Genomic DNA, 15,619 nt, shown 5'->3' with positions numbered 1-15,619 from the left:
ATGGCAAAGAAAACCTATATTCAAGCAATCACTGATGCTCTAGACATTGTCTTGGAAGACGATCCAAAGACATTGATCTTCGGTGAAGATGTTGGTAAAAACGGTGGTGTATTCAGAACCACACAAGGCCTTCAAGACAAATACGGTGAAGAACGTGTCTTCGATACTCCTTTAGCTGAATCAGGAATCTTAGGATTAGCAACTGGTTTAGGTTTAACAGGTTGGCGTCCAATCCCTGAAATTCAATTTATGGGATTCTCATTTGAAGCAATCGATCAAATCGTTGGACAAGAAGCTAGAATGCGTTTCCGTTTTGACGGAGAAAAGACATCACCTATAACAATTCGTACACCTTATGGTGGTGGTACACATACAGCTGAAATGCACGCTGATAACTTGGAAAACTACTTCACTGGTGCACCTGGACTACGTGTTGTAATGCCAAGTAACCCATACGATGCTAAGGGACTATTGATTTCATCAGTTGAAAACAATGACCCCGTACTATTTATGGAAAACTTGAAGTTATATCGTTCAATGAAAGACGATATTCCTGATGGCAAGTACACAGTTCCATTGGACAAAGCAAATGTTGTTCGCGAAGGTAATGATATTACTATCGTGGCATATGGTGCTGAAGTCAATGAAGCTAAGAAAGTTGCTGAAAAACTTGCAGATAAGGATATTTCTGTTGAAGTTATCGACTTAAGAACTGTATCACCAATCGATACAGAAACAATCTTCAAATCAATTGAAAAGACTCACAAAGTTGTAATCGTTCAAGAAGCACAAAAGATGGCAGGAGTTGGAGCACAAGTTGCTTCAGCAATCGCTGAAGGTGCTGTACTTTCGCTAGATGCACCAGTTGGTAGAGTGGCTGCTCCAAATAGTGTTTATCCATTTGCTCAAAGTGAAGATTACTGGATTCCGGGCGCAGATGAGATTGAAGAAAAAGTAAATGAGATTTTAAATTACTAAAGGTTACAGATAGAAAGGAAGGAAACCAGCCATGGCTTACAAATTTAAACTACCAGAATTAGGCGAAGGGATGGCCGAAGGTGAAATCGCTAGCTGGCTTGTCAAAGAGGGAGATACAGTCAAGGAAGACGACTCACTTGTAGAAATCCAAAATGACAAATCAGTTGAAGAATTACCTTCACCTGTATCAGGTACCGTAAAGAAAATCGTTGCTCAAGAGGGTGACACTGTAGAAATCGGAGCTACATTAATTATTATTGATGATGGATCTCCAGATACTGGTGATGACGACGACGAAGCTCCAACAGCAGATACTAAGGAAGAAGCTAAGTCTGAAGCACCTGCAGAAGACAAAGCAGAAGCCGCACCAGCTGCAGAAGCAACTGGATCCGCAAATGATAACTACTTGGCTATGCCATCAGTTCGTCAATATGCAAGAGACCAAGGTGTTGACTTATCACTAGTAACACCAAGTGGCAAACATGGTCAAATCACTAAAGCTGACGTTGACTCATACAAAGCTGGAGCACCAGCCGCAAGTGCACAACCTGCTGCTGCAGAAGCTGCACCAGCCGCAAAGGCAGCCGGCCCAGCAGTTAAACCTTACAAGTCTGACGAACCAGAACTTGAAACACGTGAAAAGATGAGTATGACTAGAAAAGCTATTGCTAAGGCAATGCGTAGTAGTAAAGACATCGCTCCACACGTTACAAGTTTTGATGACGTTGAAGTTTCAACATTGATGGCTAACCGTAAGAAGTACAAGGCAGTTGCCGCTGATAGAGACATCAAACTAACATTCTTGCCTTATATCGTAAAGGCCTTAGTTGCCGTAATGAAAGAATATCCAGAATTCAATGCATCAATTGATAACACAACTGATGAGATTGTTTACAAGCATTACTACAATGTTGGTATTGCTACAAACACTGATCATGGTTTGTATGTACCAAATATCAAGAATGCTGATTCTAAGGGTATGTTTGAAATTGCCAAAGAAATCACAGAAAATACACAAGCTGCATATGACAATAAGCTAAATGCTAAGTCAATGTCAGGTGGTTCAATCACTATTAGTAACGTTGGATCAATCGGTGGCGGCTGGTTTACACCAGTTATCAACCAACCCGAAGTTGCTATTCTAGGTGTTGGTAAGATTGCTAACGAACCATACGTTGATGATGATGGAAACATTGCCGTTGGTAAGATGTTGAAACTTTCATTGACATACGATCACAGATTGATCGATGGTGCTTTAGCACAAAACGCATTGAATCTATTAAAGAAATTGTTGCATGAACCAGACATGTTACTAATGGAGGGCTAGTTATGGCTGAGAATGTTATTGAAAAAGATACTGTTATCATTGGTTCAGGCCCTGGTGGCTACGTTGCCGCTATTAGAGCTTCCGAATTAGGACAATCAGTTACAGTTATTGAAAAATCAGATACAGTTGGTGGTGTATGTCTAAACGTTGGATGTGTTCCTTCAAAGGCACTTATTACAGCTGGACATAGACTACAACAAGCCAAAGACTCATCAACTTACGGTATTACTACAAGTGACGCAGTTATTGACTTCGCTAAGACACAAGCTTGGAAGAACGAAAAAGTTGTTGCTCGTATGACAAGCGGTGTTGAAATGTTACTTAAGAAACATCACGTTGAATTGATCAACGGTGAGGCTTATTTGGATAACGATAATCAATTGCGTGTTATGCCAAGTGGCCCACGTCAATTCATGGATAACGGTGGCGGCCAAACTATCAAGTTCAAGAACTTGATCTTGGCTACTGGTAGTCGTCCAATTGAAATTCGTGGATTCAAGTTTGGTGACCGTGTCATCGACTCAACTGGTGGTTTAAATCTTCCTGAAGTACCAAAAGAATTTGTAATCATTGGTGGTGGCTACGTAGGTACAGAATTAGCCGGTGCATATGCTGACTTAGGTTCACACGTAACAATCCTTGAAGGATCACCACAAATCATTCCTAACTTCGAAAAAGACATGGTTTCAATTGTTAAGAAGAACCTTGAAAAGAAAGGTGTAACAATTATTACAAATGCCATGGCTAAGGAAAGCAAAGAAACTGACAATGGTGTTTCAGTTACATACGAAATCGATGGCAAACCAACAACTGTTGATGCAGATTACTGCATGGTAACTGTTGGACGTCGTCCAAACACAGACAACTTCGGTCTAGAAATGACAAATGTTAAATTGTCAGATCGTGGCTTAGTTGAAGTAGACAAACAAGGTCGCACATCAGTTGACCATATTTGGGCTATTGGTGATATCGTAGCTGGACCAGCTTTGGCTCACAAGGCATTCTTTGAAGCTAAGACTGTTGCTGGAGCAATCTCTGGTAAAAATACAGAAAACGATTATATTGGCGTTCCTGCAGTCTGCTTTACAGATCCAGAATTAGCTACTGTTGGTATTACTCAAACAGAAGCTAAAGACAAGGGTATTGACGTAAATGTAGCTAAGTTCCCATTTGCTGGTAATGCTCGTGCCGTAAGTTTGGATGCTGCAGAAGGATTCGTTAAATTGATTGCTGACAAAGAAACAGGCACATTACTAGGTGGACAAATCGTTGGACCTGGTGCAAGTGACTTGATTTCTGAGTTGAGTGTTGCTGTAAATTGCCAATTGAATGCAGAAGATATTGCATTGACAATTCACCCACATCCAACATTAGGCGAACCAATTCAAGAAGCAGCCGATATTCTAATTGGATATCCTACACATATTTAATGTTATTAACACTTAAGCGATGCAATTGCATCGCTTTTTTTGTATAGTAGAGAGAGTGGAAGGGTACGGTAACTTTTGAGGATTACTTAAATAATATGAGTGCCACGAAGTGACGCTCGTATTATTTGTAGTAAACGTAGAAAGTTGTACCCTGTAACTCGTTTAGAGTGGAAGAGTTAAATATGAAGCAAAGGGGCAAATATACTGATGCAAGAAAATTACAGTTATCCGTTGAATAGCGATTGGAATCAGGATGAGATCGTCAAGGTAATTGCACTTTATAATGCAGTGGAAATGGCATATGAGCACGGAATAAAGCGGGAAGACTTCTTACAAAAGTATCGAACCTTTCAACAAGTTGTTCCAATGAAAATGGAACAAAAGCAATTGGATAAGTATTTTGAATTAGAGTCAGGTTATTCGATCTATCAAGTATTCAAACAGAGTCAAAAAACTCAGAATAATGGGAAAGTCAGGATTTATAATGGAAATAACAACTAAGGAAATAGACAAATTTGTTGTAGAAGTTTTGGAAGATGTTGGACGTAGCTTAATCATCGATACAACAAAAAATAAATTAGTTGATACTAAAAAAAATCGAAATGATTTGGTGACTAATTTTGATAAGTCGACTGAGAAGTTTATTGTTTCAATGATCAAAGAGGCATATCCAGAGGCTACCATTGTTAGTGAGGAAGGATATGGCGACGTTGTTGAGAATATGGATGGATTAGTCTTCTTCGTTGATCCAATCGATGGTACGATGAATTTTGTCAAACGTGGTGACGATTTTGCTTCAATGATCGGTGTTTATTTAGATGGCCAGCCATATATTGGTGGAATCATCGATGTTATGCAAAAGAAAATTTTTCATGGTGGACCAGGTTATGGGATATACTGTGATGATAAAAAAATAAATGAACCAGAAGATAAAATATTACAAGATGGATTAGTTGATATAAGTGCCCCTATGGCGTTAAACAATTATCTTAATACTCAAGAAGTAGTTAAGAAGAGCAGTGGTTTACGCGTTTATGGTAGCGCTGGAATAATTTTTGAACATTTATTATTAGGTAAAGAAGTTATGTACATGTCATATTTAGCTCCGTGGGATTTAGCAGCTGGACGAGTATTGTGTGAAGGTGCAGGTTTAAAGGTCACAAGTGTTGACGATACCCCTGTAAATATGCTAAAATCACAAGTCGTAATAGCTGGCACGCAGAACGTTGTTTCTGAAGTGCTTAAGACGGTTAAAAATTGTGACTGAACTGTGAATTACAATCACAGTTTTTTTATTGCAAGTGATTATTATTGTCGTTTATGGAAGGAAGAAATACTTTGACTGAAAAAAGAAGAGAAGATATTAGAAATATTGCCATTATCGCCCACGTTGACCACGGTAAGACTACCTTAGTTAATGAAATGCTAAAACAATCAGATACATTAGGCGAACATTACCAAATCCAAGATCGTGCAATGGATACTAACGCCATTGAAAAGGAACGTGGTATCACAATTCTTTCAAAGAATACTGCTGTTGATTATGACGGTAAGAAGATCAATATTTTGGATACACCAGGACACGCGGACTTCGGTGGTGAAGTTGAACGTATCATGAAGATGGTTGATGGTGTTCTACTTGTTGTCGATGCTTATGAAGGAACAATGCCACAAACACGTTTTGTTTTGAAGAAGGCCTTGGAACAACACCTTACACCAATCGTTGTTATCAACAAGATTGATAGACCAGGTGCTCGTCCTGAAGAAGTTGTTGATGAAGTTCTTGAATTGTTCATCGAATTAGGTGCTGACGATTCACAACTTGATTTCCCTGTTATTTATGCTTCAGCTATCAACGGTACATCAAGTTATGATTCAGATCCTGCTAAGCAAGAACACACAATGAATCCATTGTTTGACACTATTCTTAAGACAATTCCTGCTCCTATCGATAACTCAGACGAACCTCTACAATTCCAAGTTGCTTTGCTTGATTACAACGATTATGTTGGTCGTATTGGTATCGGACGTGTATTCCGTGGAAAGATCAAGATCGGTGATAACGTTACAGTTATGAAACTTGATGGTTCAACTAAGAACTTCCGTGTTACTAAGATCTTTGGTTTCATGGGACTTGACCGTGTTGAAGTTAACGAAGCTAAGGCTGGAGATTTAATCGCTGTTTCTGGTATGGAAGATATCTACGTTGGTGAAACTGTTTGTCCAGTTGACCACGAAGAAGCTCTACCATTGCTACGTATTGATGAACCAACACTACAAATGATGTTCCTACAAAACAACTCACCTTTCGCTGGTCGTGAAGGTACAGAAGTTACAGCTAGAAAGATCGAAGAACGTCTAAAGAAACAACTACATACTGATGTTTCTCTAAAAGTTGAAGATACTGATCAAGCTGGTGCTTGGATGGTTTCAGGACGTGGTGAACTTCACTTGTCAATCCTTGTTGAAGAGATGAGACGTGAAGGATTCGAATTACAACTATCTCGTCCAGAAGTTATTTACAAGAACATTGATGGCGTAAACAGCGAACCATTTGAGGAAGTTACAATTGATACACCTGATCAATATGTTGGATCTGTTATTGATTCAATGTCACAAAGAAAAGGTGATATGAAGAACATGGAAAGTACTGGAAATGGTCAAACACGTTTGATCTTCTCAGCACCTTCACGTGGATTGATCGGTTACTCAACAGAGTTCTTATCAATGACTGGTGGTTACGGTATCATGAATCATACTTATGAGGAATACAAACCAGTTGTTAAGAATTGGGAACCAGGTAGAAGAACTGGTGCTTTGGTTTCAATCAACCAAGGTCCTTCAACTACATACAGTTTGCAATCAGTAGAAGACCGTGGACAATTGTTCATCGGTGCCGGTGTTGAAGTATACGAAGGCATGATCGTTGGTGAAAGTAACCGTGATCAAGATATCGCTGTTACTGTTACAAAGGGTAAGAACCTTACAAATACTCGTGCTGCTGGTAAGGATCACGCTGCTGCTATCAAGACACCTAAGGAAATGTCACTAGAACAATCAATCGAATTCCTAAACGAAGACGAACTTTGTGAAGTAACACCTAAGAGTGTAAGACTACGTAAGAAGATTCTTAACACAAACGAACGTAAGAAGTATGACAAGCAAAGAAAGATGTCTAAGAAGGCTTAGTAAGACTTTATAGATACTAATATCATTAATAGCTCGTTATAGCAATTTGGATACATCATCTATCCGTTGCCATAACGGGCTTTTTTTTTGCAAATATAAAATAAAATTATTATTTTTCATTAAGTAGAATTTCTTACACATAACTTGTCTTCAGCAAATCCTTAGCACATTTCGTTTTCTACATCTGTAAATTCATCAGTGGTATAATCTTAGTATTAGATTTTAGGAGTAAAAATGTGAAAAAATTAAGGAAAATAGATTTATGGATCTTGATCCCATATCTTCTCCTTTTAGGTATCGGTGTGGTTATGGTATACTCTGCCAGCTTTTATAATGCCATGTCGACAGGAGGAAGTTCAAACCAGTATTTAATCAAGCAAAGTATATATGCTGTCTTAGGATTGTTCTTTTGTTTTATTTTTTTCATGCTCAAAGAACGAGTTTTGAAAAATCAAGGATTGATAGGGCTAGTAATGGCCGTCTTAGTAATATTGCCGTTGATGGCCCTGATTATTGTTGGTAAGCTACACCCAAGCAGTAAGATAAACGGTGCATCAGCTTGGATTCCCATAGGTCCATTCAATTATCAACCACTAGAAATGGCTAAGATAGCTTTAATTTTGTATTTAGCGTTAGTTTTGACTAATAAAGAAACAAAACTTCTTGATAAACAATCACTAAAGACTATTTGGAAAGAGATTCAAGTTCCTATCTTAACGGTTATGGTAGTTATTTTACTTGTACTTTTTCAACCTGATTTTGGTGGCGCAGCCATATTAAGTTTGATAACTTTGATCTTAGTTTCTTCATCTTCAATACCAGGTAGATTTATTGCTACATTGAATACCTCACTGATCGTTTTAGTGTCGGCAGTAGTAACATTTATTATCAAAGTACAACCAGCTTCTATTGCAAAGTCATATCAATTCCAACGTTTCATGGCGATGCTACATCCATTTAAATTGGAACAAACGGCGGGTAATCAGTTAGTTAATTCGTTTTATGCGATTAGTAATGGGGGATTATTCGGTGTTGGTCTAGGTAATAGTATTCAAAAACGTGGTTATCTGCCTGAGCCTCATACTGACTTCATTATGGCGATTATCAGTGAGGAGTTAGGGCTATTAGGTGATGTAGTAGTTTTGGGATTGTTGGCATTAGTTGTAATGCGAATAATTTTATTAGGAATCAGGACTAAGAATACTTATCATTCATTGGTTTACTACGGTGTGGCTGTAATGCTTATGGCACAGACAGTGTTGAATGTGGGTGGATTGCTAGGACTAATTCCGTTGACAGGTGTTACATTACCATTTATTAGTTATGGTGGATCTAGTTTGCTTATCTTGTCAGCTGCGATGGGAATCGTTATGAATTTAGAAGCAACTGAAATTTTTAATAAACAAGAACAAAGGTGATTTTATGTATAAAAAAGTGGAGCGTCAGGCAATGTATGTCTGGGTCTACTCAATGAAGTGGAAGAAGAAACTTCAACGATTTGGTACGATTCATTATGTCTCACCTAAGATGAAGTACATTTTGATCTATGTGAACGCAAGTCGTGCTGCTGAAGTCAAAAAAGAATTGATTTCAAAGAATTACGTCAAGAGAGTTACGATGGCTCACCGCAAAGAGTTGGACGAACATTTCGTGCTCAAAAGTGATGCAGATAAACGAGATAATTTAGAGGAGTAATTATTAGATGAAAGTAGTATCTGGAAAATTTGGTGGTTTAAATTTAAAACCTGTTCCCGGAAATAATACAAGACCTACTTCTGCAAAAGTTAAAGAAGCCGTCTTTAGTATGATTTCACCCTATATGAATTATGGCAATGCATTGGATCTATTTGCCGGAACTGGCAGCTTGGGAATCGAGGCTGTTTCTCGAGGGTATGAGAAAGCTTATCTAGTGGATAAAGCATATAAGGCAATTAACACTATCAAAGAAAATATTGATAAGACTCACGCTGAGGATCAGTTTGTAGTGACTAAATCAGCTGCCACAGAGGCTTTGAAGAAGTTTGCGGAGCTTGGTGTGCAATTTGATTTGGTCTTCTTAGATCCACCTTATCGTATGAAGATAACTGAACAGATAATCAAAGATATGGTCGAAAATAACTTGCTGACAGACGATGCAATTATTGTTGACGAAACAGATTATGATGTTGATTTAAGCGACTTTGATAAGGTCAGCTTGATTCGAGAGAAAAATTACAAAGATACTAAAGTAGCACTGTACAAGTTTGGAGGCTAGCATGGCAGACAGAATTGGGATATATGCTGGAAGTTTTGATCCAGTAACAAATGGTCATTTGGATATTATTCGGCGCTCGTCTAAGCTATTTGATAAGTTAATCGTAGCGACGATGACTAATACTTCCAAGAACTATATGTTCACATATGAAGAGAAGAAGCACTTCATTGAAAATGAAATAAAAGATTTAAACAATGTTGAAGTAATTAACGGTAATGGACAGCTTACGACTAAACTCGCTAACGAATATCACGCACAGTTTCTAGTCAGATCTATGCGCAGTGGCGATGATTTCGTCTATGAAGCTGGGATTGCAGCAGTTAATAAGACATTGGATGATAATATTGAAACAATATTTTTATTGGCTGATTCAAAGTATGCTAATATATCATCATCAATGATAAAAGAAGTTGCCAAATTCAATGGGAATATTTCTCATCTTGTGCCACATGCGGTAGCAACTGAATTGACAAAACGATTGCGGAAGGATTAAGTCAATTGAAATTCAATAAAACCAGAAACAAAGTAATTGGTGGAATATTTATTTTTGTCATGGTAGTTGCTTTTTTCGTAATGCCTACGGGGTATTACTTAGAAGTTCCTGGTAGTGCTGAATCAACTTCACAATTTGTGAAGGTCAATGGTAAGCATGATAAGAAAAAGGGAGACTACTTACTTACAACAGTTGGAATTGTTCCTGGATCTCCGTTCACCATGCTGAAGTCGTTGGGAAATGACTTTGAAACTATTTATTCTCGAGAAGATCTAATGGGGGATGAAAATAGCCAAGAGTATTTCCGAGTGCAGCAGTATTACATGAAATCGGCTCAGAATAATGCTATTCAGGCGGCGTATTCAGCAGCTAAGAAGCCGTTTACCAAGAAATACTTAGGCGTTTATGTAATGGACGTGTTGGATAACTCTAAGTTTAAAGACAAATTACAAATTGGTGATACCATTACATCGATCAATGGTTATAAATTTAAGAATGCCGACCAATTTATAAAGTATGTTAAGAAGCAAAAAAAGACTTCAACTATTAAAATTAATTTTTTGAGGGATGGCAAGAAAAAAACTGCTAGTGCAGGCTTGGTCAAGCTCAAGCAAACTAAGCGCTATGGCTTAGGAATTACTTTAACCGACAATACAGAAGCTAAGGGAAACCCACCAACTAAGATCAATGCTGGTGACATTGGCGGACCTTCTGCTGGGTTGATGTTTACATTACAAGTATATTCACAAATTGCTAATAAGAACTTGAAAAATGGACGTATTGTTGCTGGTACAGGAACGATTGCACCTGATGGAACTGTTGGTCCGATCGGTGGAATTGAGAAGAAGGTCTATGCAGCGTCACAAGAAGGCGCCACGATCTTCTTCGCACCTGATGATCCGGTAACAAAACTAATCAAAAAATATGATCCAACGTACGTCAATAACTATCATTTGGCTAAACGAGCTGCGAAGAAGATTCACACTAAGATGAAAATTGTTCCAGTTAAGAGCTTAGATGATGCAATTAAGTACCTCGAAAAAACTTCTAAATAATTATTAAGACCTAGATTAAATATCTGGGTCTTTTTTTACGTAATTTTTTAAGAGGTGATAAAAATGGACAAAGTATTAGATTATATTGTTGAAAATAAAATATTGATTGGATTAGTCGTGATATTATCTGGATTTGGGATATATCAGATGGCTTTTTCTAAAGGACCTAGTACTAATGTTGCTCCGGCAGTGAGAATGGAGCAACCGGTGTCAAAGGAAGATGTAAAAACAACTCCAAAAAAAGAGTCAAAAAAAGTTAATAAGGAAGTTGCTGTTGATATTCAAGGTGCTGTGAAGGTACCAGGGGTATATCGTTTAAAGCCTAATTCCATTGTTCAAGAGGCGATTGGAAGGGCTGGTGGTTTCACTGACGGGGCGGATACCAGATCAATCAATCAGGCTCAACGAGTGACGGATCAAATGCAAATTATCGTACCCAAAATTGGAGAGTCCAATAATAATACGGTAACGTCCAACGTAACGAATTCAGGAGCTGAAGATAAACAAGTAAATATAAATACAGCTCAGGTAGAGGATTTTCAGAAGGTAACAGGTATTGGTCCTAAAAAAGCAGAAAAAATCATTGATTATAGAAATCAAAATGGTAATTTCAATAATTTAGAAGATTTAACTAAGGTCTCGGGAATTGGTGATAAAACTTTGGAATCTTTACGTGATCAATTGACTGTATGAAAGATTATTTACTTTTTCCAGCTATTTTTTGCTGTCTGGTGGTTGCTCTAGTTTTTGAGCACAGTTATTTTTTGATTTTTCTTACTATAATATTAGTTTTAAGAATTTTATTATTAAAAAATATAAAATTATTACTATTAACAATTGTTGCTGGTGTGGCATTCGCTATTTATGCGCAAATAGTTAATAATGATGACCATTATCCAAAAGATGTGGAAACTGTTTTTCTATCTCCGGATAACATTAAGGTTTCTGGCGACGTCCTTACTGGAATTGGCTCTAACGATAAGGATAAATTTCAAGTTTATTATCGGATTAAGACTGAAGAGGAAAAACACCGTTTACAAAATTTAAATGAGATAGTTGAGCTTAAAATAAAAATCAAATCAATTGATAAAATTAATCCACCTAGGAATCCAGGAGAATTCAATTATGCGAAATATTTAGAACACAATCGAATCAAGTACAGGTTTTTTGTTGATGAAATAATTAGTATTGCTCCCAAAACCAATTTAACTTATAAAGATAAATTAAATGTTTTACGAATACATCTAATCCAGAAATTCTCCCAACTTCCAAAGTGGTTACGGATTAACGCAAACAGTTTATTGCTAGGTTACAACAATAACGAAGAACCAGATTTTTTAAGTGATTTAAGTACCTTAGGAATTATTCATTTATTCAGTTTGTCTGGATTACATGTATTGATTTTACTTTCAATGATTAGAAAAACAGGTTCGTTTTTAAAAATCACTAGAGAATCTATCGATACAATAATGCTGTTGATTTTGCCAATGTACGCAATACTAGTGGGTTCAAAGCCTGGCATTTGGCGAGCAATAGTGCTGGCGATCGTAGGAATAGTGGCGCAGAAATTGGATCTGAGTTGGAGTAAAAGCTCGATATTTGGTTTAACCGTTGCTATTTGTCTATTGATCAATCCATATTCGATGATGGGGATGGGTGGACAGTTAAGTTTTCTATTATCATTTGCATTGTTGTATTTGTATGATGGCAATATGATGATCAGTACGATTAAAATGAACCTGGTTAGTTTGCCGATCATTATTTATGCAACCTACCAGTTCAGCTGGTTGATCTTATTAGCAAATATAATCTTTGTACCGATATTTAGCTTCTTTATTTTGCCAGTGACAATAGTTTCGGCTTTTACTGTTAACAGTAGTATTTGGCACTATTTTAATACGGTATTTGAAGTTATCTATTCATTGATCAACAAAGTTGCACATAGGAATGAATATGAATTTATAACTGGTACGATCCCACTATTGGCAGTGATTGTTTTAATAGTATTGGGTTTATTCATTGCTGAACGCAAGGGAATCAATAGGAAGTTACTGAGCAGTTATCTGGTGATTCTGTCATTGTGTATTATCAGCAATAAATATCCGCTTCAAGGTAAGGTTTCAATGATCGATGTCGGTCAGGGAGATAGTATCTTGATCACTACACCATTGCTTCGAAAAACCTATTTGATCGATACTGGTGGTAAATTGGGCTTTCCTAAGAAAAAATGGCAAGAGAGAAAGTCACTTAATCAGGTAGAGTTATCTACCATTCCGTATTTAAAACGGCAGGGAATAAGTAAAATCGATAAAGTTTTTCTTTCTCATAAGGATGTGGACCATATCGGTAATTTAAATACTTTAGTGGACAGATTTCCTATTAGAGAAATTAATTTTGGAACAGGATTGGAACAAAATAAAATTATTTCTGAACTGATCGTTCACAATCCGCAGATAAAATTTAATTCTTTAAAGACAGGTGATCAGTTTGAAGAGGCAAAGATTAAATGGCATATTTTGTGGCCCAAAGTACGATCAATTGGAGAAAATGGTGATTCATTAACACTTCTGGCTAATATCAATGGGACTAAGTGGTTATTTACCGGAGATTTGGATATCGAAGGAGAGAAAAAAATAATTTCTGAGCAAAACTTCAAGGTCGACTATTTAAAAGCGGGTCATCATGGTTCTAAAACATCAAGTGGGGATGATTTTATTAAGCAGATTGCTCCTAAGTGGGCTTTTATTTCCGCTGGGGTAAACAATCGCTATGGTCATCCCAATAAAGAGACCATTGAAACATTCGATAAAAACCGAGTTATTCATTTGAATACGGCTGATTATGGTATGATTATTTGGTATTATTATCCATTTAATAATAAAAATGGAATATCGACATTTTTAAAGGGTGAAGTAGTTGAAGATAGCGGAATTAAAACGTAATTTAAAAGAAAATAAAATTGATAATGTTTATTTCGTAACCGGGAATGAACAAGTATTTATCAAAGATATTCAAGAAGAATTCAAAAACCTATTGTTGCCAGAAGAACGTGATATGAATTTTTCGAGCTTTGATCTGGAAGAAACCTCGTTGGATGACATGATCAATGAAGCTATTTCTGCACCGTTTTTTGGTGAAAAAAGATTAGTCTTTGTTGAACGTCCATATTTCTTAACAGCAGAAAAAGTGAAAAACTCAGTCGATCAAAATGTAGATCTCTTAACTAGATACATACAGAATCCAACGCCCTCAACGATATTAGTTATCTTTGCTACGTATCCGAAGTTGGATGCTCGTAAAAAAATAGTTAAACAACTGAAAAAAGTAGCAACTAATATTGATGCCAGTCAGATGGACAGCCATTTATTAGTTAAAACTATCCGTAATTTTTTGCAATCTGACGGATATCAGATCGACAATGACGCTTTAGAGCTGTTGATCAATAAGACGCAAGGTAATTATTCGCAGATCATTAATCAAATGAACAAACTCAAGTTGTATGCTCTGCAGTCGAAAAAAATTGATTTGAAAGCTGTGAATGAACTAGTTCCTCAAAGTCTGGACGATAATGTTTTTGAATTGATGAATCAAATTTTAGGTAAGAATGTCTATCAGGCTGAAGAATTATATCATCAATTCTTGTTGCAAAAGATAGATCCAATCCTGTTAGTAGCAATAATAATGTCGCAATTAAGAACATTGATCCAAACTAAAGTATTAAGTAACCGGGGATTAACTGAATCAACAATCGCTAAAAATCTAAAGTTGCATCCTTACCGAGTAAAAATGACATTGAAGCAATCTCGTAATATGGGAATACCTCAATTAACAGAGATGTTTCATTCGATTGTCGATTTAGATTATCAAATCAAGTCAGGACAAGGGGATAAGGAACTATTATTTGATCTCTTCATTGCTAAGTTTGCTTAAACCCAAAATACCCGTTGTCGCATTTAAGGCGATAACGGGTATTTTGGGGCAAAAAAAATAAGCAACATCAGTCGCTTATATTAATTTTATTAGTTCATTTTTGCAAGTCTTGACTTATCACGAGCAGCTTTGTTGGCTTTGATCAAACCTTTTGACTTAGCCATGTCGATTGCACGAACAGCTGTACGGAACATATCTTCCTTGTTGTCAGTGTTGTTAGCAGCTGAGGCTTCAAAGTTCTTGATAGCTGAACGCATTGCACTTCTTTGTGAAGTGTTGCGAAGGTTGGCCTTTTCTTGTTGCTTTACACGCTTGATAGCTGATTTAATTTGTGGCATATATTTCACCTCCGATTACCTAGTAAACTTAAACTCAATACATAGAATTATACCCAATCGGTAGTTTCAATGCAATAAATAGTTTGATTTTTTTTAACAGACTTGAAAAATAATGAGAAATGTAGTAAATTATTTAATTGTGTTAACCATGCTCTGTTTGACGATTCACCAACGTTTTGCATAGTGTGGCTAAATTATAAGGAAAAGGTGAATGAAATGGCTATTTCAAAAGAAAAGAAAACTGAAATCATTAAGAAGTATGCACGTAAAGAAGGAGACACAGGTTCTCCAGAAGTACAAATTGCTGTTCTTACATATGATATTAACTCATTGAACGATCACTTGAAGATCAACAAGAAGGACCACCATTCATATGTTGGTTTGTTGAAGAAGATTGGTCACCGTCGTAACTTGCTTAAATATCTTAGAGATAATGATGTTCAACGTTACCGTGAATTGATCAAGTCACTTGGTCTACGTCGTTAATAATAACTCAGTTAGGAGACTCCCTTTGGGAAGCTCCTATTTTTTTTACATAATTTCATTATTGCATTGTGGTGTGATAGAATAAAATCTAGGTATAGCTCAAGTAGTCTACTTTAAATTAAGGACTTAAAAAAACACA

16 protein-coding genes are annotated in these 15,619 nt (G+C 36.7%); 15 read left to right on the top strand and 1 reads right to left on the bottom strand.

Annotated features, from left to right (window positions below; all coding sequences use genetic code 11):
- The 14 genes from U8519_RS03060 (at position 1) to holA (ending at position 14,656) form a co-directional block, all read left to right on the top strand.
- Positions 1-978, top strand: coding sequence for an alpha-ketoacid dehydrogenase subunit beta (locus U8519_RS03060; RefSeq protein ID WP_334328852.1), 978 nt, complete (start codon positions 1-3; stop codon positions 976-978).
- 31 nt (positions 979-1,009) lie between these two features.
- Positions 1,010-2,305, top strand: a complete 1,296-nt coding sequence (locus U8519_RS03055) for a 2-oxo acid dehydrogenase subunit E2 (protein ID WP_334328851.1) — start codon at positions 1,010-1,012, stop codon at positions 2,303-2,305.
- Positions 2,306-2,307: 2 nt separating this feature from the next.
- Positions 2,308-3,735 carry a dihydrolipoyl dehydrogenase gene (lpdA, locus tag U8519_RS03050; protein ID WP_334328850.1) on the top strand — a complete coding sequence of 476 codons (1,428 nt, stop codon included), beginning with the start codon at positions 2,308-2,310 and terminating at the stop codon, positions 3,733-3,735.
- Between the two features lie 207 nt (positions 3,736-3,942).
- Complete coding sequence (locus tag U8519_RS03045; RefSeq protein WP_334328849.1) at positions 3,943-4,236, top strand: UPF0223 family protein; 294 nt, start codon at positions 3,943-3,945, stop codon at positions 4,234-4,236.
- Entirely contained in the window at positions 4,220-5,002 is a 783-nt protein-coding gene (locus tag U8519_RS03040) for an inositol monophosphatase family protein (protein ID WP_334328848.1), read from the top strand. Before U8519_RS03045 ends, U8519_RS03040 begins: the two co-directional genes overlap by 17 nt.
- Positions 5,003-5,073: 71 nt before the next feature.
- Entirely contained in the window at positions 5,074-6,924 is a 1,851-nt protein-coding gene (typA, locus tag U8519_RS03035; RefSeq protein WP_334328847.1) for a translational GTPase TypA, read from the top strand.
- 236 nt (positions 6,925-7,160) lie between these two features.
- Positions 7,161-8,342 (top strand): FtsW/RodA/SpoVE family cell cycle protein, encoded by a 1,182-nt coding sequence (locus tag U8519_RS03030; protein WP_334328846.1) that lies wholly within the window; start codon positions 7,161-7,163, stop codon positions 8,340-8,342.
- A gap of 4 nt (positions 8,343-8,346) precedes the next feature.
- Positions 8,347-8,619 (top strand): YlbG family protein, encoded by a 273-nt coding sequence (locus tag U8519_RS03025; protein ID WP_334328845.1) that lies wholly within the window; start codon positions 8,347-8,349, stop codon positions 8,617-8,619.
- A 7-nt stretch (positions 8,620-8,626) separates the two neighbouring features.
- Positions 8,627-9,178, top strand: a complete 552-nt coding sequence (gene rsmD, locus U8519_RS03020) for a 16S rRNA (guanine(966)-N(2))-methyltransferase RsmD (RefSeq protein ID WP_334328844.1) — start codon at positions 8,627-8,629, stop codon at positions 9,176-9,178.
- Position 9,179: 1 nt separating this feature from the next.
- Positions 9,180-9,671: a pantetheine-phosphate adenylyltransferase gene (gene coaD / locus U8519_RS03015; protein ID WP_334328843.1), complete on the top strand. Its 492-nt coding sequence runs from the start codon at positions 9,180-9,182 to the stop codon at positions 9,669-9,671.
- A gap of 5 nt (positions 9,672-9,676) precedes the next feature.
- On the top strand, positions 9,677-10,726 hold the full coding sequence (locus U8519_RS03010; protein WP_334328842.1) for a SepM family pheromone-processing serine protease: 1,050 nt from the start codon (positions 9,677-9,679) through the stop codon (positions 10,724-10,726).
- 63 nt (positions 10,727-10,789) lie between these two features.
- Entirely contained in the window at positions 10,790-11,419 is a 630-nt protein-coding gene (locus U8519_RS03005; RefSeq protein WP_334328841.1) for a helix-hairpin-helix domain-containing protein, read from the top strand.
- Entirely contained in the window at positions 11,416-13,668 is a 2,253-nt protein-coding gene (locus tag U8519_RS03000) for a DNA internalization-related competence protein ComEC/Rec2 (RefSeq protein ID WP_334328840.1), read from the top strand. The genes U8519_RS03005 and U8519_RS03000 overlap by 4 nt, the downstream gene beginning before the upstream one ends.
- Positions 13,643-14,656 carry a DNA polymerase III subunit delta gene (gene holA, locus U8519_RS02995; RefSeq protein ID WP_334328839.1) on the top strand — a complete coding sequence of 338 codons (1,014 nt, stop codon included), beginning with the start codon at positions 13,643-13,645 and terminating at the stop codon, positions 14,654-14,656. The genes U8519_RS03000 and holA overlap by 26 nt, the downstream gene beginning before the upstream one ends.
- A gap of 89 nt (positions 14,657-14,745) precedes the next feature.
- On the opposite strand, the gene rpsT is transcribed toward holA, so the two are convergent.
- Complete coding sequence (rpsT, locus tag U8519_RS02990) at positions 14,746-14,994, bottom strand: 30S ribosomal protein S20 (RefSeq protein WP_125566624.1); 249 nt, start codon at positions 14,992-14,994, stop codon at positions 14,746-14,748.
- 216 nt (positions 14,995-15,210) lie between these two features.
- Between rpsT and rpsO the strand changes: the two genes are divergently transcribed.
- Positions 15,211-15,480, top strand: a complete 270-nt coding sequence (rpsO, locus tag U8519_RS02985) for a 30S ribosomal protein S15 (protein WP_334328838.1) — start codon at positions 15,211-15,213, stop codon at positions 15,478-15,480.
- Positions 15,481-15,619: the final 139 nt, after the last annotated feature.

This window comes from Companilactobacillus sp. HBUAS59699 (genome assembly GCF_036913575.1).
In the GTDB taxonomy this organism is placed as follows: domain Bacteria; phylum Bacillota; class Bacilli; order Lactobacillales; family Lactobacillaceae; genus Companilactobacillus.
This window is presented reverse-complemented; position numbering and strand designations above follow the sequence as displayed.